The 20,642-nt window shown below is 62.3% G+C and carries 9 protein-coding genes, 3 rRNA genes and 2 pseudogenes; 6 read left to right on the forward strand and 8 right to left on the reverse strand.

What is annotated here, in order from left to right:
• Nucleotides 1–143: 143 nt before the first annotated feature.
• Together M1E07_RS19165 and M1E07_RS19170 are read left to right on the forward strand one after the other, a co-directional pair.
• Nucleotides 144–605: pseudogene (locus tag M1E07_RS19165) on the forward strand (amino acid permease); the annotation flags it as partial.
• Between the two features lie 744 nt (nt 606–1,349).
• Complete coding sequence (locus M1E07_RS19170; RefSeq protein WP_461188200.1) at nt 1,350–3,158, forward strand: fibronectin type III domain-containing protein; 1,809 nt, start codon at nt 1,350–1,352, stop codon at nt 3,156–3,158.
• Nucleotides 3,159–3,444: 286 nt separating this feature from the next.
• On the opposite strand, the pseudogene M1E07_RS19175 reads toward M1E07_RS19170, so the two are convergent.
• Nucleotides 3,445–3,806, reverse strand: a pseudogene (locus tag M1E07_RS19175) (F420-dependent methylene-tetrahydromethanopterin reductase); the annotation flags it as partial.
• Between the two features lie 85 nt (nt 3,807–3,891).
• Between M1E07_RS19175 and M1E07_RS19180 the strand changes: the two are divergent.
• From M1E07_RS19180 to M1E07_RS19195, 4 genes are all read left to right on the forward strand, one after another.
• Nucleotides 3,892–4,053, forward strand: a complete 162-nt coding sequence (locus M1E07_RS19180) for a hypothetical protein (protein ID WP_461188201.1) — start codon at nt 3,892–3,894, stop codon at nt 4,051–4,053.
• 311 nt (nt 4,054–4,364) lie between these two features.
• Nucleotides 4,365–4,835, forward strand: a complete 471-nt coding sequence (locus M1E07_RS19185) for a GNAT family N-acetyltransferase (protein WP_461190443.1) — start codon at nt 4,365–4,367, stop codon at nt 4,833–4,835.
• A gap of 47 nt (nt 4,836–4,882) precedes the next feature.
• Nucleotides 4,883–6,646, forward strand: a complete 1,764-nt coding sequence (locus M1E07_RS19190; protein WP_461188202.1) for a helicase HerA-like domain-containing protein — start codon at nt 4,883–4,885, stop codon at nt 6,644–6,646.
• Nucleotides 6,647–6,718: 72 nt separating this feature from the next.
• Nucleotides 6,719–7,711 (forward strand): hypothetical protein, encoded by a 993-nt coding sequence (locus M1E07_RS19195; RefSeq protein WP_461188203.1) that lies wholly within the window; start codon nt 6,719–6,721, stop codon nt 7,709–7,711.
• A 104-nt stretch (nt 7,712–7,815) separates the two neighbouring features.
• Here M1E07_RS19195 and M1E07_RS19200 read toward each other — a convergent pair whose 3' ends face one another.
• The 7 genes from M1E07_RS19200 to M1E07_RS19230 form a co-directional block, all read right to left on the reverse strand.
• Nucleotides 7,816–9,885 (reverse strand): NHL domain-containing thioredoxin family protein, encoded by a 2,070-nt coding sequence (locus M1E07_RS19200; RefSeq protein ID WP_461188204.1) that lies wholly within the window; start codon nt 9,883–9,885, stop codon nt 7,816–7,818.
• The gene (locus M1E07_RS19205; protein WP_461188205.1) at nt 9,885–12,038 is read right to left on the reverse strand and encodes a cytochrome c oxidase assembly protein; all 2,154 of its coding nucleotides are present in this window, start codon (nt 12,036–12,038) and stop codon (nt 9,885–9,887) included. The genes M1E07_RS19200 and M1E07_RS19205 overlap by 1 nt, the downstream gene beginning before the upstream one ends.
• 115 nt (nt 12,039–12,153) lie before the next feature.
• Nucleotides 12,154–12,441: an HU family DNA-binding protein gene (locus M1E07_RS19210; protein WP_104045996.1), complete on the reverse strand. Its 288-nt coding sequence runs from the start codon at nt 12,439–12,441 to the stop codon at nt 12,154–12,156.
• Nucleotides 12,442–12,897: 456 nt separating this feature from the next.
• Nucleotides 12,898–13,014: ribosomal RNA gene (rrf, locus tag M1E07_RS19215) — 5S ribosomal RNA — on the reverse strand.
• Between the two features lie 233 nt (nt 13,015–13,247).
• Nucleotides 13,248–16,373 (reverse strand): 23S ribosomal RNA (locus M1E07_RS19220).
• 481 nt (nt 16,374–16,854) lie between these two features.
• A 16S ribosomal RNA gene (locus M1E07_RS19225) occupies nt 16,855–18,377 on the reverse strand.
• The 16S, 23S and 5S rRNA genes sit together here, the layout of an rRNA operon.
• Nucleotides 18,378–19,336: 959 nt before the next feature.
• On the reverse strand, nt 19,337–20,080 hold the full coding sequence (locus tag M1E07_RS19230; RefSeq protein WP_461188206.1) for a GAF and ANTAR domain-containing protein: 744 nt from the start codon (nt 20,078–20,080) through the stop codon (nt 19,337–19,339).
• Nucleotides 20,081–20,642 lie beyond the last annotated feature (562 nt).

Below are 20,642 nucleotides of genomic sequence, written 5' to 3' on the forward strand. Positions count from 1 at the left end.
CCGGACGTTTCCCGGCGCCGGCCGGGAAGACGCCGAGCGCGCCGTCGCTGTAGCCCGGGCTGCCTTCAATTCCGGCGTCTGGTCCTCATTACCGGCACCGGAGGGCGGCACGTTCCTGCTCAAGGTCGCGGCGGAACTGCGCGTTCGGCAAGGCCTTCCTTGCGTGCACCCTGTCCGTCCACGCTGCCGCCATCCGGATGATGTTCGCGATGGCCCGGAACAATAACCTGCCGTTCAGCCGGCAGCTCAGCAAAGTGGATCCGGAACGCAGGACCCCGACTGTCGCGGCTATGGTGATCGGCGTCCTGGCCGTCATCCCGCTACTGGTCAACGTGAACCGGCTCCTGAAGAAGTGGCCGCTCGCCGACGACGGCTCCGAGCCCGGCTTCAGCCTGGGCAAGTGGGGACTGCCCGTGAACATCCTCGCGGTCCTGTGGGGCGGCGCCATGACGGTGAACCTGGTCTGGCTGTACCGCCGGAAGATCCGCCATCAGACGGGTGTGCTCCCGGAGCACGCCGCGGCCGTCGCAGCCCATCCGTCATCGGGCTCCGCCCTGCAGGCAATCTTAGCTGAATCCCGCGCTATGGAGGTCAAAGTGCCCTAGAGCCGCTGCTCCCATACCGTCAGCTGGAGCCTGACGGCCCCCAAGGAAGGGTCGACGGCGCACTCACCCTGCTGCCCGTCGGCCCTTCCTCGACGCTTTAAGCAGGTTAACAAGACGTTCGTTCGCCAATAAGCCGCGCGTTTGGTCCAACATATCGAGGGCGCCCTGCCTTATCCCAGGTTTCCACAAGATGCCCCGAGGCGCTGGTGTTGTTCGGAAATCAGCTGTGACTCACGAGCCACTTGATCCTGGATGACAACCGCTGATTGAAGAACCGCCGGGTCGGGCTTCGATTGCCGGGCCCGGCTCGCACAAGCATCTTGCCTCTGCGCCGGTACAAGCGGCACAAGGCCGCCCGTCTTCGTGGAAGTTTTTCCTGGGCCCCATCTATGGCAAGGTTCAGGGATTTCTTGCCCGGAAACGAGGCTTCGACAAGGTTTTTGCAACTTGGTTTCTAACGTTTCTCCAACTCGGGTTCATGAGAGTGGTTGTTACCTCGCAGGCGTCCGTCCTGCAGCTGAACTATTCCGGGGTCTGGGGGCGCCGCTAAGGAAAGGATTCGTAATGAGCTTTCGAAGGCACGTTTCTCCCGGTACGCCCGGTAACTCGTCCTCACGTAGACGTATCACTGGCTTGCTCGCGGGAACCACCACGCTTGCACTTCTGGGAGCTGGTGCGTCCGTTGTGATGGCGGCGAACCCCCCGGTCGGCCCTGGCAACATTGAAATCTTTACCAAGCGCGACATGGTCGCAATCGAGGGATACGCGGCACAGGCGGGACAGGACGCAACTATCCGCGTGTCCCGGGGCGGTAGCCTTATCGGCGTCGCACGCGGCGTGGTCGATAGCACCGGCTTCCTTGAGGTCAACCACCCCGGAGGCGTCTGCTGGGATCTGGTCACACCCAACATTTCAGGAGGCGACGACGTCACGGTCGAGTTTGAGGACGGCAGCTCAGACGGAGCGATAGCAGGCACGGCGGTCGTTACCTCAGTCGACGCTGTTGACGGGACGGCCACTCCGGAGACCGCCGGTGATGTCGAGGGCAAGGTTGTGGTCAAGGGCACGTACGGCGCGGACGTCGACATTGCCCGCATGGCGGTGGAAATCGTCAACCCCGACATGAGGGACATGGGCATCGGCGAGCGGGCAATCGGCTGGCCCGACGATGAGACACCTGCCGGCTACACGGTCGACGGCAGCACCGAGAACGGCGAGTTCACCGTGACGTACGGTTTCTTCTCCAAAGCCGAGCGCGACGCCGCTCTTGCTGGTGATCCGTCCGTCGCCAGCTGGCAGGCAGAACCGGTCGGCGTTGAAGCCCAGCTCGGCCTGACCATCTCCGAGTTCAAGGAGATTGACGGGCCAGGCTTCGGCGGATGCCCCGCGGGGCCCTCCGGGCAAGCACCCAACCAACCAACTGAGGCCTTCGCCAGCACGGCAGGCAACAACAGCATTACCGCCACCTGGGCACCCGCCACCGTTCCCGCGGACGCTCCTGCCATCACCGGCTACGAGGTAATCGCAGAGGACACTGTTCTGGGCCAGGAGGTGAGCATCAAGGTCGGAGCCGAAGCAACAAGCGCAACTATCCACGGCTTGGTGGACGGTCAGGCGTACCCGGTCAAGGTAGTGGCATTGAACGGACAGTCAAGTAACCCTGCGGCGGCCGGCACGGTTAACGTGACGTCTGCCGAGCAGCCTCCAGCGGCCTCCGCACCCGCAGGCCCGGGCGACGTGGCCGTGAAAGACGGCTCCCTGCTCGGTTCAGCGGATGTCACGTGGACCGCGGCCGCCGCCAACGGCTCGGCTGTCACCGGGTACACCGTTGAGGCGGTGTCCGGGGATGTGGCAGTCACTTCGGTTGAGGCAGGAAGCGGTGCCACTTCAGCCAAGCTCGAAGGCCTGACACCCGGAACGAAGTACAGCTTCGTCGTCACTGCTAATAGCCTCGCGGGTAATACCGCCGCTGAACCAGTGGCCTTCTCCGTGCAGGCAGGGGACATGACTGCACCGGCCGCTCCCAACGTCGTCAGGGTAACCACCGGCAACGGCAGCGCGAATGTCGAATGGCAGGCGGCAGCCGCAGGCAATACACCGGTTACCGGCTACGTCCTGACGGCCACCCCGGCATCCGGAACAGCTGTCACGGTGGAGACGGACGCGGCAGCGCGTAGCGCCGCCCTGAGCGGGTTGACAAATGGAACCACCTACACCCTCAAGCTGGTGGCCACCAGCGCGGCAGGCGAGAGCGCTCCGGCAAGCTTTGGTACCGGCGCTTCGTCAACCTTGACTCCCGCCGACCAGCTCACGGCCACGGCCGAGTTCCGCGCTGACAAGCGGGAATGGCGGCTTGGTGGAAGCGCCAGCATCACCACCGGCAACACCATCACGGCCACCAACGCCAGCGGTGTGCGGATCGGCACCGCAACGGTCGCCGCTGACGGTACCTGGACGATCCGCGCCCGTAACTCGACCGCGGCAGTGACGCCAACCATCAAGGTGACGTCCTCCGCGGGAGGATCCATCACGGTATCCGCCAGTACAAGGTAGCCGTATTCGCTGAAGGGCCGGTTCTATGAACTGCTCCCCGAAAGTTGGACTGAAAGTTCAGTTCTGACTTACGGGGAGCAGTTTCATGTTTAGGGTTAGTTCGTTGTCTGAGGAGCAGCGCGAAGCCGCGGTGGCGCTGTTTAAGACCGGTTGGGTGTCCAAGGCTGTAGCGACCAGGCTTGGGGTGGGTAGGAAGGCTGTCCTACGGTTGCACGACAGATGGCGTGTTCGCGGAGATACTGCCCTAGTGACCAAACCAGGCAAGCGGCTGTATCCATTCGAGCTCAACATCGCGTTCCTGCAGTTCCGGCACCAGGTGGTTCACGATGTCGTCCAGGCCGGTGGGAACCAGCCACGGTGAGATGTTGAAACCGTCCACCGCACCAACCCGCGCATACTCTGCCAACTGGTCCGCCACCGCCGCGTACGAACCGGTGAAGGTGGCGTCCACCCGCGCTGTGCGGGAGGTGACGAACTGCCGGATGAAGAGGCCCTTGTCCTTGGCCTCCGCCCGCCACTGGTCCGCCAGCTGCCGCGCCTTGGCCCGTGGAAGCCGCTGCCGCGCGTCTCGGAGGTCTCCTCCACCACGGGGTCGATCTCCGGAAGCGGCCCGTCGGGATCGTATTCGGACAGCTCACGGCCCCAGAGCAGCTGAGCTTCCTGCCACCGCCGGTCCCGCCGCGGATCCAGCCGCATACCTCGTCGAGCTGGCCAACGGCCGGCCGACGTCGTAGTGACCGCCCTGGGCCACACTGATTCCCGTCCTGAGGCCGCCTCTGCCGCCTGGGCCGGCTTCGCCGAGCGCCACGGGGGCTACCACGCGGCACGCAGCTACACCACCGACGTCGACTACTCACCCATCGCCCCCGGGCAGGATGTGATCGTTTTCCGGTAGGGTCTCGCCTTCGTTGACCTTCTGGTCCTCCTGATGGAAGGACGCGGCGGACGCTTCGTTGAAACTCCCGACGGCGGCCTGCAGTACCTTGCGTCGGGCAGGGAACCGAGGCTGTGGGCTGGTTCGCGCCCGGGTGTCCGCCACCATGTCCGCAGAACCAGCCGCCGTCGGAAAGAACTGAAACCGTGGCTGTAGAACCTGACCTCGCGTGCAAACCCCTTGAGGCTGGACCCGAGCCCAATGACGCGGAGCGCCAGCGCGTCACGCGCCGGCCCCTTGACCCGGCCGCGCTGACGGTCCTCAACCTTCCCATGCACGATCCCCGGGTCCGGCCGCTGCTGGACGAACTCGCCGTCGAATACGACACCCGCTATGGCGACCTCTTCGGACGGAAGGCGGCAGCGGAGGAACTGAACCGCTATCCGGCTGACGAATTCGAGGGACCCGGCGGTGCGCTCCTGGTGGTCCAGGAAAACGGCGAATCCATCGCCGGCGGAGCCTTCCGCCGCTACGACGACGCCACCGCCGAACTGAAGCGGATCTGGACCCACTCCGGCCACCGCCGCCGCGGCCTGGCAAAACTTGTGATGGCCGAGCTGGAAACCCTGGCCGCCCACCGCGGGTACACCAGGCTCTACCTCACCACCGGTCCCCGCCAGCCGGAAGCAAAGCACCTTTACCTCACCACCGGCTACCAGCCGCAGTTCGACCTGGCCGGCCACCCGGAGACGTTGAAGTTCCTGGCGTTCACCAAAGAGCTTCCAGAGGTTCCGGCCAACTGACGTTTCTTACCCCGCCGGCGGGGCCTGGCCGCAGCTAAGCTGGCGGCATGGCCAACAAAACCACAGCAGAGAAGCTTGCCACCATCCGGAAGGGCTACACGCTGGAAGGGCCCGCCATCGAACTGGGTGCCGCCATCGTGGACGGCGAACTCCATAAAGTGGCGCAGGTCCGCCTGCCGCTGGCCATGATGAACCGGCACGGCCTCGTGGCAGGCGCCACCGGCACCGGCAAAACCGTCACGCTGCACATGATGGCGGAACAGCTGTCCACCGCAGGTGTTCCGGTCTTCCTGGCTGACATCAAGGGCGACCTCTCCGGCCTGGCCACTGCGGCCGCCGGCAGCGGGAAAATCGCGGCACGCACCGAAGCTATCGGCCAGGCCTGGCAGGGCAAGGCTTTCCCCGTCGAGTTCCTGGCATTGGGCGGGGATGGCAACGGTGTCCCGGTCAGGGCCACCGTGACGTCCTTCGGCCCCATCCTGCTCTCACGGATCATGGAGCTGAACGACACGCAGGAATCCAGCCTGCAGCTCGTATTTTATTTCGCTGACAAAAACGGCCTGGAGCTGATTGACCTGAAGGACCTCCGGGCGGTCATCCAATTCCTAACCTCGGCCGAGGGCAAGGACCAGCTGGAAGAGCTCGGCGGATTGTCCAAGGCGACCGCCGGAGTGATCCTGCGCGAACTGGTGAACCTGGAGGCCCAGGGGCTGGAGAAGTTCTTCGGCGAACCGGAGTTCGACACCGCCGAGCTGCTGCGGACCGCTCCCGACGGCCGGGGCGTGGTCACCTGCCTGGAACTGCCCACCCTGCAGACCAAGCCCATGCTGTTTTCCACCTTCCTGATGTGGCTGCTGGCCGACCTGTTCGAGGACCTGCCCGAGGCCGGCGACCTGGACAAGCCAAAACTGGTGTTCTTCCTGGACGAGGCCCACCTCCTCTTTAATGACGCTTCCAAGGCCTTCCTTGAGGCCATCACCACCACCGTCCGGCTCATCCGTTCCAAGGGCGTCGGGATCTTCTTCGTCACCCAGACCCCCAAGGACGTTCCCGCTGCCGTACTCGGCCAGCTCGCCAACCGGGTACAGCATGCCCTGCGCGCGTTTACCCCGGAGGACGCCAAGGCGCTCAGGGCGACGGTATCCACGTTCCCGATGAGCGACTACGACCTCGAAGAGACGCTGACGTCGGCCGGAATTGGCGAAGCCGTGGTCACCGTTATGAACGAGAAGGGCGCTCCCACCCCCGTGGCGCTTACCCGGCTGCGAGCCCCTGAATCAGTGATGGGTCCCAGCGACGAGGCCCTGGTGAGAAGCACCGTGGCGGGGTCGGCTCTGCTGGGCAAGTACGGGACCGCTGTGGACAACCCCTCGGCCTACGAGAAGCTCACCGGCAAAGCTGCAGCTCCCACCGGCCCCGCCGCGACCGGCCAGCCGCCTGTTCCCGGCGTTGGCGCTCCCGGCGGGGATGGTCCTGACGGCGGTTCAGGCGGCGGTCCAGGCCGCGCGACCGCCGGGGGTTCCGACGTCGACGCCGAGGCCCGGCGGATCGAAGAGGAGATCCTCGGCCGTCCCAGCAGCAGGCCCGTTTCCAGGCCGACGTCCACCAGGCAAAGTCCGGGCCGCGCCCGCGCGGAGGCATCCCGCACCACCCGCCGGGAGACGGGGGATGGCATGATGGGCGACCTTGGAGGTGTCCTCGGTGGAGCCCTGGGCGGCGGGCTGAAGAGCATGGCCCGGTCCGTCGGAACCCAGCTGGGACGCGAACTGCTCCGCGGTGTGTTCGGCACCTCGTCCCGGCGCCGCCGCTGACGGGAGCCGCCGCGGTGCGCCGGCTCAACTGCCGCCGTCGGGCGCGTGGCAGGTAACGTATGGAACGTGCAAATGAGTCAAGCGTTAGTGAGGATAGCGGCCGGATGGCTGCTGGGCCTCATGCTTGCTGTTGCCGGCGCCATCGTTGCCATCAACCTCGTGAACAATACTGTGGCCAGCCCGCAGCAACCCGTTCGCGAGTATCTGGCCGCACTGCAGAGCGGCGACGGCGGCAAGGCGCTGGGACTCCTGCGGGCAACTGTGCCGCCCAGCGACGCCGCTATGCTCGACGGCACGGCCCTGCAGACCGCCGCGTCCCGCTTTACCAATGTGAACGTCGGCGAGGCCGAGGAACGCCCGGGGGGCCAGGTGATGGTGCCAATGGAATACACCATCGACGGCAGCCAGCTGCGCACCGAGTTCGCGCTGCAGAAGACTGGTACCGAGTGGATCTTTTTCAACACGTGGGCCTTTGTTCCGTCCCGGCTGCCTACCATCGATGTCACGGTGGTCAATGCAAGCGAGGCCACCGTCAACGGCGTGGACGTGAACATGCCGAACGGCCGGAACTCCTTTGCCGTTTTTTACCCGGGCGAATATGAGGCCACGGTGAACGGCGAGTACTTCTCTGCGCCCGCCAGCCGTGCCACCGTCACCACCCGCGACGTCCCGGTGGCGCCGCTGAACCTGCTGACGCAGGCCACGGACGACCTGAAGACTGACGTGGCGGCGAAGGTCAAGGAGTTCCTGGACGGCTGCGCGGCCCAGGCTGTCAAGGAGCAGAAGCTCCAGCCGGACTGCCCCTTCTACTACGCCAGTAACAACCGGGTCCAGGACGGCACCATCAAATGGTCCGTGACTGAATATCCCAACGTGGCCATCGAGCCCTTCGACGGGCGCTGGGTGGTGGCGCCGCTGGACGGCAAGGCGAAGGTGGAGGCGCTCCAGCAGAACCTGTTCACCGGCGCGTGGTACCCGCTCGACGAAGAGGTGGACTTCAGCTTCACCACCCGCCTGGACGTCGCCGGGGACACCATCAAAGTCACTCCGCTGCTCAGCTTCTAGGGCTGGATTCGGCCCGCCGGTACCTCCCGGACGCCAAAAGCCTGCCGCCCGTGACGCGTAGGTCACGGGCGGCAGGCTTTTGTTTCGCTACGAGGGCGGCGGGGTCAGTCCATGCCGCGCAGGTCCAGCACCAGCTCGGTATCGCCGTCGCTTTGCAGCAGTACAGGAATGCCCCAGTCCTGCTGGTAAAGGTGGCAGGCAGCGTGGTCTGGAATTTCGCCGTCCTCGGTCTCCGGGCCGTCGCAGGCTGCGGCGCGGGCGGTGATGTGCAGGACGCCTTCAGGCACGTCTGCGGACAGCTCAAGCGTCCGGAGCAGACCCACCGAGGTTCCGCCGCCGGACACCAGCAGCTCGGGTGGAGTGGACGAGATCTTCAGCTGGGTGGGGTCGCCCCAACGGTCATCCAGTTTCTGCCCCGTGGGGGCGGTGAAGCGGACGGTCAGTTCCAGGGGGCCGGGGGCCACTGGGCTCTTCGGACGGTGGGTCTGAACCGCGCCCTCGTCCACCTGCTGGGCTTCCTTGGGGATGGGGACGTACACCAGCTGGTGCTGGTTGGCCTCCACCACCACGAGCAGCGGCTCTGAACCGGCCGACTGTGTGTGGTCCACAATCACGTCCGAGGGCTCCAGGAGCCCGCGCGCCAGCGTTGAGACCGTTCCCGCTGCGGGGTCGTAGCGGCGTACCGCACCGTTGTAGGTATCGGCGATTGCCACCGAGCCGTCCGGCAGCACCGTCACGCCGAGCGGATGCTGGAGCCGGGCTTCAGACGCGGCACCGTCCCGGAACCCGAAGTCGAACAAACCCTTGCCGACGGCGGACTCCACGGTGATGGCGCCGTCGTCGTCGATCACGAGCTTGCGGAGGGCGGACGTTTCGGAGTCAGCCACCCAGATGTTGCCGGCCGCGTCTTCAGCGAGGCCGGAGGGCTGGGCGAACCAGGCCTCGTGGGCAGGGCCGTCCAGCAGGCCTTCCAGACCGTTGCCGGCCTCGATGGCCACGGCACCTGACAAGGGGTTGTAGCTGAAAATCTGGTGCGTGCCCGCCATGGCGATGACCACGGCGTTGAGCTTGCTGGACCACACAAGATCCCACGGCGAGCTCAGGGAGACCTCCAGCGGGTGTTCGCTCAGGCGTCCGGTGAAGCCGGCGGCGTCCTCGTCCACGCGGGCCGGGCCGGTCTCCAGCAGCCGCTGGATGCCATTGCCCACGAGGGTGGTCACCTTCCCGTCCTGCAGTGAAAGACCCCGGAGCCGGTGGTTCACGGAGTCTGCAATGACGACGTCGTAGCCCGCCTTGGCTGCCACGTCTTCCGGCAGCAGGACCAGGCCCTGGGGCTCGTTAAACTGGGCGGCGGCCGCGTCACCGGCGGAGGGGCCGTCAGCGTAGCCCTTCACGCCGGAGCCGTAGGTGCCCAGGACGGTGCGGAAGTCGGTGCCCAGTTCCACCAGGCGGTGGTGGCCGGTATCTGTAACCAGCCACGACCCACGCGTTGCTGCGCCGTTGGATGCTGAGCCGTTGGACGCTGAGCCGTTGGACCCTGGGGCGGACGCTGCGGCACTTGCCGCTGCGCCGTCGTCGGACATTCCCTCTGGGGCGGCTGAACCGCGCCCGGCGGGCAGGAAGAGCGCCTTGCCCGGGAACCGCAGCGTGCCGGACGTTGGCTCGGGCGCCACGTACGGGCCGGAGCCGCGGTGCAGGGTGCCCTTGGCCTCGTGTTCGGCGATGAGCTCGGGGATCAGCACCGCCAGCCCGTCCGCGTGGCCTTCACCGGAGAGGTGCGCCACGATGTAGCCCTCGGGGTCGATGACCACTAGGGTGGGCCAGGCGCGGGCGGTGTAAGCCTTCCAGGTATCCAGCTCGGGATCGTCCAGGACGGGGTGGTGGATCTCGTAGCGCTCCACGGCGGCGGCCAGCGCCACAGGGTCCGCCTCGTGTTCGAACTTGGGCGAGTGGACGCCCACCGTGACCAGGACGTCCGAGTACTGTTCCTCCAGCGGGCGCAGCTCATCCAGGACGTGAAGGCAGTTGATGCAGCAGAAGGTCCAGAAATCCAGCAGCACGATCTTGCCGCGGAGGGCCTCGAGGTCCAGCGATTTGCCGCCGGTGTTCAACCAGTTACGGCCCACCAGTTCGGAGGCTCGGACCCGGAGGTGGGTGCGTACGGTTTCGCTCATCAGCGTCCTTCCAGCTTGTTTCGTTCAGCCACCCTGGCGTCGCGTTCAGCCAATTTGGCGAACATATCGTTGTAAGCGGTGAGATCGGCGTCGTTATTCCTGTCCGCCGCCCGGTCCACGCGTTTGGTCTCCCGCTGGTCGGACCGGGACCACATGATGGCCACGCCGATGGCCACCAGGAGCGTTGGCACTTCGCCAATGCCCCAGGCCACCGCTCCGCCGGTCTGCTGGTCCAGCAGCGCCGACTGTCCCCAGGTCCGGCCCAGGTTGCCGAAGTAGTCAGCAGCCAGCAGGTTGGTTCCGCCCATGATCGCCACGCCGAAGAAGGCGTGGAAGCCCATGGTGGCCAGGAGCAGCAGCAGCCGCATGGGGTACGGTGCCCGGCGCGGCAGCGGGTCCGAGCCGATCATGCTCAGGATGAAGATGTATCCCGTGAGCAGGAAGTGCAGGATCATCAGTTCGTGCCCCACGTGCTCGCGCATGGCGAACCCGAACAGGTCCGAGTAGTAGAACAGGACGATCGAGCCGGCGAAGTTTGCGGCGGCGAAGAGCGGATGCGTGACCACCTGCGAGAACCTGGAGTGCACAAACACCAGCAGCCACTCGCGCGGGCCACGTGAACCGTCTCCCCGCGGGCGCAGGGCGCGCAGGGCGAGGGTCACGGGCGCGCCGAGGACCAGGAAGATGGGGGCCACCATGGTGAGCGCCATGTGGTCCACCATGTGCGCGGAGAACAGTACGCGGCCGTAGACCGACGGCGGACCGGACGTGATGTACGTCAGCACCAGCAGGCCGATCACCCAGTTCACGGACCGGAACCACTGCCACTTGTCACCGCGGCGGTGGACCTTCGCCACGCCCAGGAAGTAGGAAACGAGCCCGAACACTGCCACTGCTATCCAGAGCCAGTCCAGCCGCCACTCTGTGAGCCAGCGGGCGGGGGTCAGCTCCGGCGGGAGTTCGTAGCCGGTGAGAATGAAAGCGGGTGAGGCGTCGGGTGCATACGTGGTGGACTGGGGCGGGGCAGAGCGGCCCAAGGCCACGGCCACACCGGAGGTTGCACCCATGATCAGGAATTCAGCGAGGACGAGCTGCCATAGGACCCTTCGCGAGGACATGGTGGAACCCTTGCGGGTCAGCTGCGGGATGACCCACCGGCGGTGCATCAGGCCGATCCCTCCCAGGACCAGTGTTGCAGCGGACTTGGCCAGGATCAGCTGGCCGTAGGAGGAGCCGAAGAGGCCACCCCAGTTGGTGATGCGGATGCTGGCGTTGATGATGCCGGAGGCGAAGACCAGCGCGAACGCGAAGCCGGCCAGGGAGGAAAACCTTTTGAGTGTGGCCCCGGTGATGTCCGCCGTCGCGCCGGCTTTGGGGCCGGTCAGGATGCCGGACAGCAGCGCCAGCATGATGATGCCGCCCACCCAGGTACTGACGCCCACAAGGTGCAGGCCAAGGGAGTTGATGGCACCTTCGTGGTCCGAGGAGCTCGAGGAGTGCCCGATCAAGGCGGTTGGGACCAGGCCGATGAGTGCCAGGACCAGGGTCAGGGCGAGCCCGCCCCAGGACCGAACGCCGAACAGGGCTGTTGTCACCACGGCGGCAATGATGATGACGGCGAGCCAGGCACGGCCCGTCTCGATGTCGGTCATGAAGAAGACGAGGGCCTGGGTGAATTCGGCGTCTCCGGACACGCCCTGCCCTGCCACGTCCGAATAGGTGAGCACCAGGACGGCAATGGCGGACAGGGTCCAGGCGGCGCCCGCAGCGGCTGCGACGGACAGGGCGCGGGTGAAGGCGGGATGTTCGGCATCCGCTGAGGGGGCCTCCCGATTCCTGCTGCGGAGTCGCAGGCTCCTGGGCAGGATGCCTACGGCGAAGATGAGGCCGCCGATGACCGTGGCCACCGCTACGTTGTGGATTGCCTTGCTGACGGGCAGGCCCCAGCGGACCAGGGCGCCGGGATCCGAGACCTCACGGGCAGCGGCCGCGCCGGAAAAGATGAGTGCCGCCACGAGTCCGAGGAGGAGTGCCGCCAGTCCTGCCAACTGCCATGCCCTGGGGACGCCCGGGGCACCGCCGCCCTGCCCAGGGGCTCCCTTACCGGGAGCTGGCTGGGTTGGTGTGGATTGGGGTTTTGCGGCAGAAGGCACCTATCCATTGTCCGCTACCCTCGCCCCGGCCGCGAATCGGCTTAAAGCAAAGGGGCGGCAACCGGGTGGTTGCCGCCCCTCGTCCATGCCGGTGTGATGCCGGGAGGAAGAAGCTTTACTTCTTGTTGGAGACCGCAGCCTTCAGCTTGGAGCCGGCGGTCAGCTTGACGCTGTGGCCAGCGGCGATCTGGATGGTCTCACCGGTCTGCGGGTTGCGGCCGGTGCGTGCTGCACGGTCGGTGCGCTCAACGGCGAGCCAGCCCGGGATGGTGATCTTTTCGCCCGCGGCAACGGAAGTCTCGAAAACCTCGAACAGTGCGTCGAGGACGGAGTTGACGGCTGCCTGGCTGGTGCCTGCCTTGCCTGCTACCTCTGAAACAAGTTCACTACGGTTCTTAGCCATTGATGTCCTCCTGGACGGTAATAATTCTGGAGCCTGCACGCGGCATGCGTACAAGCCACTGTTCGAAAACTTACCAGCTTGGGCCGTCCCGTTCCGCAAATTCCGCGTGTTTCCGCGACTTTTTGAGGTTAATCACCAGATTTGGGGGGATTTCGAGCCCGCTTTCGCGCTAATGGCTGGCCGTGCCGCACCTCCCGGTGACGCCCCATCACCTCCCGCAGGTTTCCGGGGATCCCTCCATCACGTCCTGCAGGTTTCCGGGATCCCTCCATCACGTCCTGCAGGTTTCCGGGATCCCTCCATCATGTCCTAGAGTACGACGGCGGTGCTGCCGCGGGAGCTGATGCCGCGTTGCCCAGCCTGGTGCGGGAGCTGTTGGGGCGTTGCCGGCCCGTGCGGGGTGTGTTAAATGTGGGAGGCCCCAACCGTTGTGGTTGGGGCCTCGACCTAATGGTTGTCCGGCGGTGACCTACTCTCCCACACCCTCCCGGGTGCAGTACCATCGGCGCTGTGGGTCTTAGCTTCCGGGTTCGGAATGGGACCGGGCGTTTCCCCCACGCTATGACCGCCGTAACCCTTGTACCCGGCACCAACCCCTTTCGGGGTGGTGTGGGAAAACTTTTGTGGTTACAACAGGTGCTGCAGTGATGCAGCTGTGGTGTTGTTATTCAGTTGTGGTTTTGTTCCCTGGACAACAGTTTGGTTTGTTGTTCGGGAACCACATAGTGGACGCAAGCAGTCTTGTTTATCTTTTTACCAACCCGTGGTTGCAAACGCTTTTGAAGGAACGTTTGCCGGGGTGGTGTGTGGTGTAAGTTATCGGCCTATTAGTACCGGTCAGCTTCACGAGTCGTTAGTCCTCGCTTCCACATCCGGCCTATCAACCCAGTGGTCTGGCTGGGGGCCTCTCACACACAAGGTGTATGGAAATCTCATCTCGAAGCGAGCTTCCCGCTTAGATGCTTTCAGCGGTTATCCCATCCGAACGTAGCTAATCAGCGGTGCACTTGGCAGTACAACTGACACACCAGAGGTTCGTCCGTCCCGGTCCTCTCGTACTAAGGACAGCCCTTCTCAAATTTCCTGCGCGCGCAGCGGATAGGGACCGAACTGTCTCACGACGTTCTAAACCCAGCTCGCGTACCGCTTTAATGGGCGAACAGCCCAACCCTTGGGACCTACTCCAGCCCCAGGATGCGACGAGCCGACATCGAGGTGCCAAACCATGCCGTCGATATGGACTCTTGGGCAAGATCAGCCTGTTATCCCCGAGGTACCTTTTATCCGTTGAGCGACGGCCATTCCACAATGTACCGCCGGATCACTAGTCCCGACTTTCGTCCCTGCTCGAGATGTCTCTCTCACAGTCAAGCTCCCTTGTGCACTTACACTCGACACCTGATTGCCAACCAGGCTGAGGGAACCTTTGGGCGCCTCCGTTACTTTTTAGGAGGCAACCGCCCCAGTTAAACTACCCATCAGGCACTGTCCCTGACCCGGATTACGGGCCGAAGTTAGATGTCCAAAGTGACCAGAGTGGTATTTCAACGATGACTCCACCCGAACTGGCGTCCGGGCTTCAACGTCTCCCACCTATCCTACACAAGCCACTCCGAACACCAATACCAAACTATAGTAAAGGTCTCGGGGTCTTTCCGTCCTGCTGCGCGTAACGAGCATCTTTACTCGTACTGCAATTTCGCCGAGTTTATGGTTGAGACAGCGGGGAAGTCGTTACTCCATTCGTGCAGGTCGGAACTTACCCGACAAGGAATTTCGCTACCTTAGGATGGTTATAGTTACCACCGCCGTTTACTGGGGCTTAAATTCTCAGCTTCGCCTTGCGGCTAACCGGTCCTCTTAACCTTCCAGCACCGGGCAGGAGTCAGTCCGTATACATCGTCTTGCGACTTCGCACGGACCTGTGTTTTTAGTAAACAGTCGCTTCCCCCTGGTCTCTGCGGCCCCGATCCCCTCCGGACAGCAAGTGTCCATCAAGGTTGGGGCCCCCCTTCTCCCGAAGTTACGGGGGCATTTTGCCGAGTTCCTTAACCATAATTCTCTCGATCGCCTTAGTATTCTCTACCTGATCACCTGTGTCGGTTTGGGGTACGGGCGGCTAAAACCTCGCGTCGATGCTTTTCTCGGCAGCATAGGATCACCAAATCCCCCCAAACGGGGGTCCCATCAGATCTCAGGCATCATGAACAGCGGATTTGCCTACCGTTCGCCCTACATCCTTAGACCGGGACAACCATCGCCCGGCTTGGCTACCTTCCTGCGTCACACCTGTTAATACGCTTGCCTCCCAGGATCAGGTCCTGCGCTCCACCAAAACCCTTCACCCACAAGGGGTGTCAGGCAGGTCTCGGGCAGTTAGTATCCCCTGTTCAGCATGGGCGGTTTTTCGCCGGTACGGGAATATCAACCCGTTGTCCATCGACTACGCCTGTCGGCCTCGCCTTAGGTCCCGACTTACCCAGGGCAGATTAGCTTGACCCTGGAACCCTTGATCATTCGGCGGACGGGTTTCTCACCCGTCTTTCGCTACTCATGCCTGCATTCTCACTCGTGTAGGCTCCACCGCTGGTTTACACCGCGACTTCACTGCCCACACGACGCTCCCCTACCCATCCAGACGCCTGAACCACAAGGGCTTAGCTAATATCTGAATGCCACAACTTCGGCGGTGTACTTGAGCCCCGCTACATTGTCGGCGCGGAATCACTTGACCAGTGAGCTATTACGCACTCTTTTAAGGATGGCTGCTTCTAAGCCAACCTCCTGGTTGTCTTCGCAACTCCACATCCTTTCCCACTTAGCACACGCTTAGGGGCCTTAGTTGGTGGTCTGGGCTGTTTCCCTCTCGACTATGAAGCTTATCCCCCACAGTCTCACTGCTGCGCTCTCACTTACCGGCATTCGGAGTTTGGCTGACGTCAGTAACCTTGTAGGGCCCATTAGCCATCCAGTAGCTCTACCTCCGGTAAGAAACACGCAACGCTGCACCTAAATGCATTTCGGGGAGAACCAGCTATCACGAAGTTTGATTGGCCTTTCACCCCTACCCACAGCTCATCCCCTCCATTTTCAACTGAAGTGGGTTCGGTCCTCCACGACGTCTTACCGTCGCTTCAACCTGGCCATGGGTAGATCACTTCGCTTCGGGTCTAGATCACGCCACTGCAACGCCCTATTCAGACTCGCTTTCGCTACGGCTTCCCCACACGGGTTAACCTCGCGACGTAACACTAACTCGCAGGCTCATTCTTCAAAAGGCACGCCGTCACAACTACAAGGCTGCTCCGACGGATTGTAAGCACACGGTTTCAGGTACTGTTTCACTCCCCTCCCGGGGTACTTTTCACCTTTCCCTCACGGTACTGGTCCGCTATCGGTCATTAGGGAGTATTTAGGCTTATCAGGTGGTCCTGACAGATTCACACGGGATTTCTCGGGCCCCGTGCTACTTGGGATACTCATCCAGGCGGTACACAACATTTCGGTTACGGGGCTCACACCCTCTCTGGCCGGCCTTTCAAGACCGCTCACCTATGCCTGCACATCACACCCCACTGCCCCGGCAGAGACAGTACGGAAAGTCCCACAACCCCGACCATGCAACGCCCGCCGGCTATCACACATGGAACGGTTTAGCCTGATCCGCGTTCGCTCGCCACTACTAACGGAATCACTATTGTTTTCTCTTCCTGCGGGTACTGAGATGTTTCACTTCCCCGCGTTCCCTCCACGCACCCTATGTGTTCAGATGCGGGTCACCAGGCGACTCGCGCCCCTGGCGGGGTTTCCCCATTCGGACACCCTGGGATCACAGTCCGGTTATCGACTCCCCCAGGCTTATCGCAGATTCCTACGTCCTTCTTCGGCTCCTAATGCCAAGGCATCCACCGTGTGCTCTTAAAAACTTGACCACAAAAGATCAATCAGTAATTTTCGAGAGAACCATGAAAACCAGCCACAACCACAAAAGGGCTGCAACCAGATCCAGGTTCATATTCTTGGAAATTGCTTCTTATAAAAGATGCTCGCGTCCACTATGTAGTTCTCAAACAACAACCCCAAACCACACACCCCACACATCTACATGCATGATCGGTGCAGCCAGGAAAACCAGAAACAAACAAACCCGGGAACAAAACCCCCGGCCCTGTTGCCTCAGGACCCAACAGTGTGCCAAACACTACCCAACACCACAAACCACCAGCGTTCCCGAACCAACCCCACAAGGAGATCAGCCCGTACTAACAAACGGTCCGTGCCACCAGGCACCTATTCGTTGATATTCCACCCATGAGCACCCGCCGCAGAACAAACGTCTGCGCAACGGGCATATACTCCTGACAAACCCCCACCAACGCATACACGCAGCAGAAGCCTGTAGGTGCTCCTTAGAAAGGAGGTGATCCAGCCGCACCTTCCGGTACGGCTACCTTGTTACGACTTAGTCCCAATCGCCAGTCCCACCTTCGACAGCTCCCTCCCACAAGGGGTTAGGCCACCGGCTTCGGGTGTTACCAACTTTCGTGACTTGACGGGCGGTGTGTACAAGGCCCGGGAACGTATTCACCGCAGCGTTGCTGATCTGCGATTACTAGCGACTCCGACTTCATGGGGTCGAGTTGCAGACCCCAATCCGAACTGAGACCGGCTTTTTGGGATTAGCTCCACCTCACAGTATCGCAACCCTTTGTACCGGCCATTGTAGCATGCGTGAAGCCCAAGACATAAGGGGCATGATGATTTGACGTCGTCCCCACCTTCCTCCGAGTTGACCCCGGCAGTCTCCTATGAGTCCCCACCATCACGTGCTGGCAACATAGAACGAGGGTTGCGCTCGTTGCGGGACTTAACCCAACATCTCACGACACGAGCTGACGACAACCATGCACCACCTGTAAACCGACCGCAAGCGGGGCACCTGTTTCCAGGTCTTTCCGGTTCATGTCAAGCCTTGGTAAGGTTCTTCGCGTTGCATCGAATTAATCCGCATGCTCCGCCGCTTGTGCGGGCCCCCGTCAATTCCTTTGAGTTTTAGCCTTGCGGCCGTACTCCCCAGGCGGGGCACTTAATGCGTTAGCTACGGCGCGGAAAACGTGGAATGTCCCCCACACCTAGTGCCCAACGTTTACGGCATGGACTACCAGGGTATCTAATCCTGTTCGCTCCCCATGCTTTCGCTCCTCAGCGTCAGTTAATGCCCAGAGACCTGCCTTCGCCATCGGTGTTCCTCCTGATATCTGCGCATTTCACCGCTACACCAGGAATTCCAGTCTCCCCTACATCACTCTAGTCTGCCCGTACCCACCGCAGATCCGGAGTTGAGCCCCGGACTTTCACGGCAGACGCGACAAACCGCCTACGAGCTCTTTACGCCCAATAATTCCGGATAACGCTTGCGCCCTACGTATTACCGCGGCTGCTGGCACGTAGTTAGCCGGCGCTTCTTCTGCAGGTACCGTCACTTTCGCTTCTTCCCTACTGAAAGAGGTTTACAACCCGAAGGCCGTCATCCCTCACGCGGCGTCGCTGCATCAGGCTTGCGCCCATTGTGCAATATTCCCCACTGCTGCCTCCCGTAGGAGTCTGGGCCGTGTCTCAGTCCCAGTGTGGCCGGTCACCCTCTCAGGCCGGCTACCCGTCGTCGCCTTGGTGAGCCATTACCTCACCAACAAGCTGATAGGCCGCGAGTCCATCCAAAACCACAAAAAGCTTTCCACCCCCCACCATGCGATGAGGAGTCATATCCGGTATTAGACCCAGTTTCCCAGGCTTATCCCAGAGTTAAGGGCAGGTTACTCACGTGTTACTCACCCGTTCGCCACTAATCCACCAGCAAGCTGGCTTCATCGTTCGACTTGCATGTGTTAAGCACGCCGCCAGCGTTCATCCTGAGCCAGGATCAAACTCTCCGTTGAAGTAAAACAAAAACAGACACAACCCCCAGCCCCGGGAAAACGGGACCAAAAAGCTGCACAAAATTTGAAACCAGCTGTAAAAACCAGACCACCCACAGGGGCGGGCAGCCCGGCAAATCCAACCAATTCATAAAACAAATCGGTATCAACAAACTTGGCACACTATTGAGTTCTCAAACAACAGACACACCCGGCACCACCACAACACATACCGTGTCAAGGATCGCTCCGGAGCAACTTTTCAAACTTACCCGATCCCCCAAAGCTTTGCAAATCAGCGTTTCCGCGACACAAAACCAGGAAAACCAGCCCCACCCAAACCCGGCACGCCCAAAAGCGAACCATTTTCAGGCTGTTGAAGAAGGGGATTGGCCGCACTCTTTCCGCTTCAGCGGCGGCGACTCAGAAAACAATACACGCCCCCAACCCAACCCGCAAATCCACCCCAACACCACCCCCACACCCCCAAAAACCCCGCCAACACAAGGAACGTCAGGTCAACCGCCGCAGCTTTCCGGGGCACACGCAAGAAACGCGCACTATGGACTGGCTCACACTTACGCCGCCCTTAACGACGCGCAGTGAAGACCCTGCTCTCCATTGCGGGTGGGGCTTGGCGACGTCTGAACGCCGCCGGCGGATGGCTACCGACAAGGGCCCGAGGACGTGAGCACAAGTCCGCGCTTACACCGTTCGGGCGGACCAGCCGGGGGTCATTAGGGCAGCTTCCACTTGCACCAGCTTAAGATGACTTTGATCTGTCGACAGCTGGGGTCCCTTCGGGTATCCACGGTTGAAAAGTGGGAGCCATGGGGATAGCTCCCTGACTGCAGTAGCGATGGATAACCCATCAGGATTGTCCCCGGTTGTAGGCAGCGGAACCTGCTCCCGTTGTCGCTACTGACAGGAGCAGCGAAACGGCGACAGCAGCAGGCATGTACGACGCCCGTCTGTGGAGACTAAGCGTCGAAGTGCGTCCGCACTCTCGGGTCTTCGGACAGTGACGCGACGACTGACGCTGCGATGTCCCGGAGTTTAACGTTCCGGGTATTGGAGGCGATTTTCAGGATCTTCATCGCAGATTCCTGATTGCAACGGTTTTGCGCCATTATCGCGCCGGCTGCCAGATCAATGACGGTGCGGGACTCAAGCGCGGCAGTCAGGTGGTTCTTTGCCTCGGCCAGCTGGCTAATCCGCACCGCGAGCCGGAGAGCCTTGGAGGCGTGATAGGCGTAAGATTCGACCCTTTCGATGTCTTCACGGCTGAATCCATAGCAGCGGGTGGAGTACAAATTCAGGCCCGCTTCCGCTTCCCCCTCCAGGATCAACGGTACGGACAGACTGGAACCGACTCCCTCCACCAGTGCCGACGCGGTGTAGTCGGGCCAGCGGTGTTCGTGGCCTATGTCAGGCAGATGTATGACGATCTGCTCACGGATGGCGGTCAGGCAGGGCCCGTCGCCGGCGCGGTATTGGGTCTCATCGAGCCGCACGGCACCCTTTTCGCTGCTGGCTACCGTCAGTGGCTTCTTGCGTCGCATCAACGTGATGCTGCAGAAGGCAGCGGCAGGGTCAGAGAGCGTGAGAGCCGTAAAGGCGGCCAGTTCGTCCAGCATCTCCTTCACGTCCACGGTCTTCAGGACCAGGTCCTGCAGGTGATCAACGACAAGCTCAGGCGGCAATAGACGTGGTTCATCGGCCATGATGGGCCTCATTTCCCTTTTATGCCCAAACAACAACCCCTTGCAAGGGGGGCGACCCGAGGACAATGAAACCGCAAACGCGGCCTCCCCTCAGTATGCTCCCTATCCAGCGCATAGTGAGGCTCTCATGCTCACCCCGTCGTCCCAGCACACGCCCTCCAGCGTTGCCGGCTTAGAGTGCTGGAGCCAGGAAAGGCTCCGCAACGCTGAGGATATGCTCGTTCGAACGCACAGCAGCACTCCGGGCGAAATTTTCTAACGAACGCCCGCAACGATGAGGAACTCGATGCGGCGGGTCATCCGGGGGCGTTTATGCCTGAGGATGGTGACCACTTCGGGTTCAGTGTCCTCGGGCACGATGCAGCGCTTTGTTCGAACACTTCCGCCTGAACTCCTTGGCGAATCAGGCCATGATTGAGAGCCGACGCATTCTCCTGCTGCCCGGTGCCGACACCTCGGCGGCAGGGCCGCCATCCGGCTGGAGGAGGTCTTCGCCGCGGACGATCCGACCGGCGCCCTCCATCACGTCCTGCAGGTTTCCGGGGATCCCTCCATCACGTCC

The organism is Arthrobacter sp. Z4-13 (assembly GCF_054792705.1).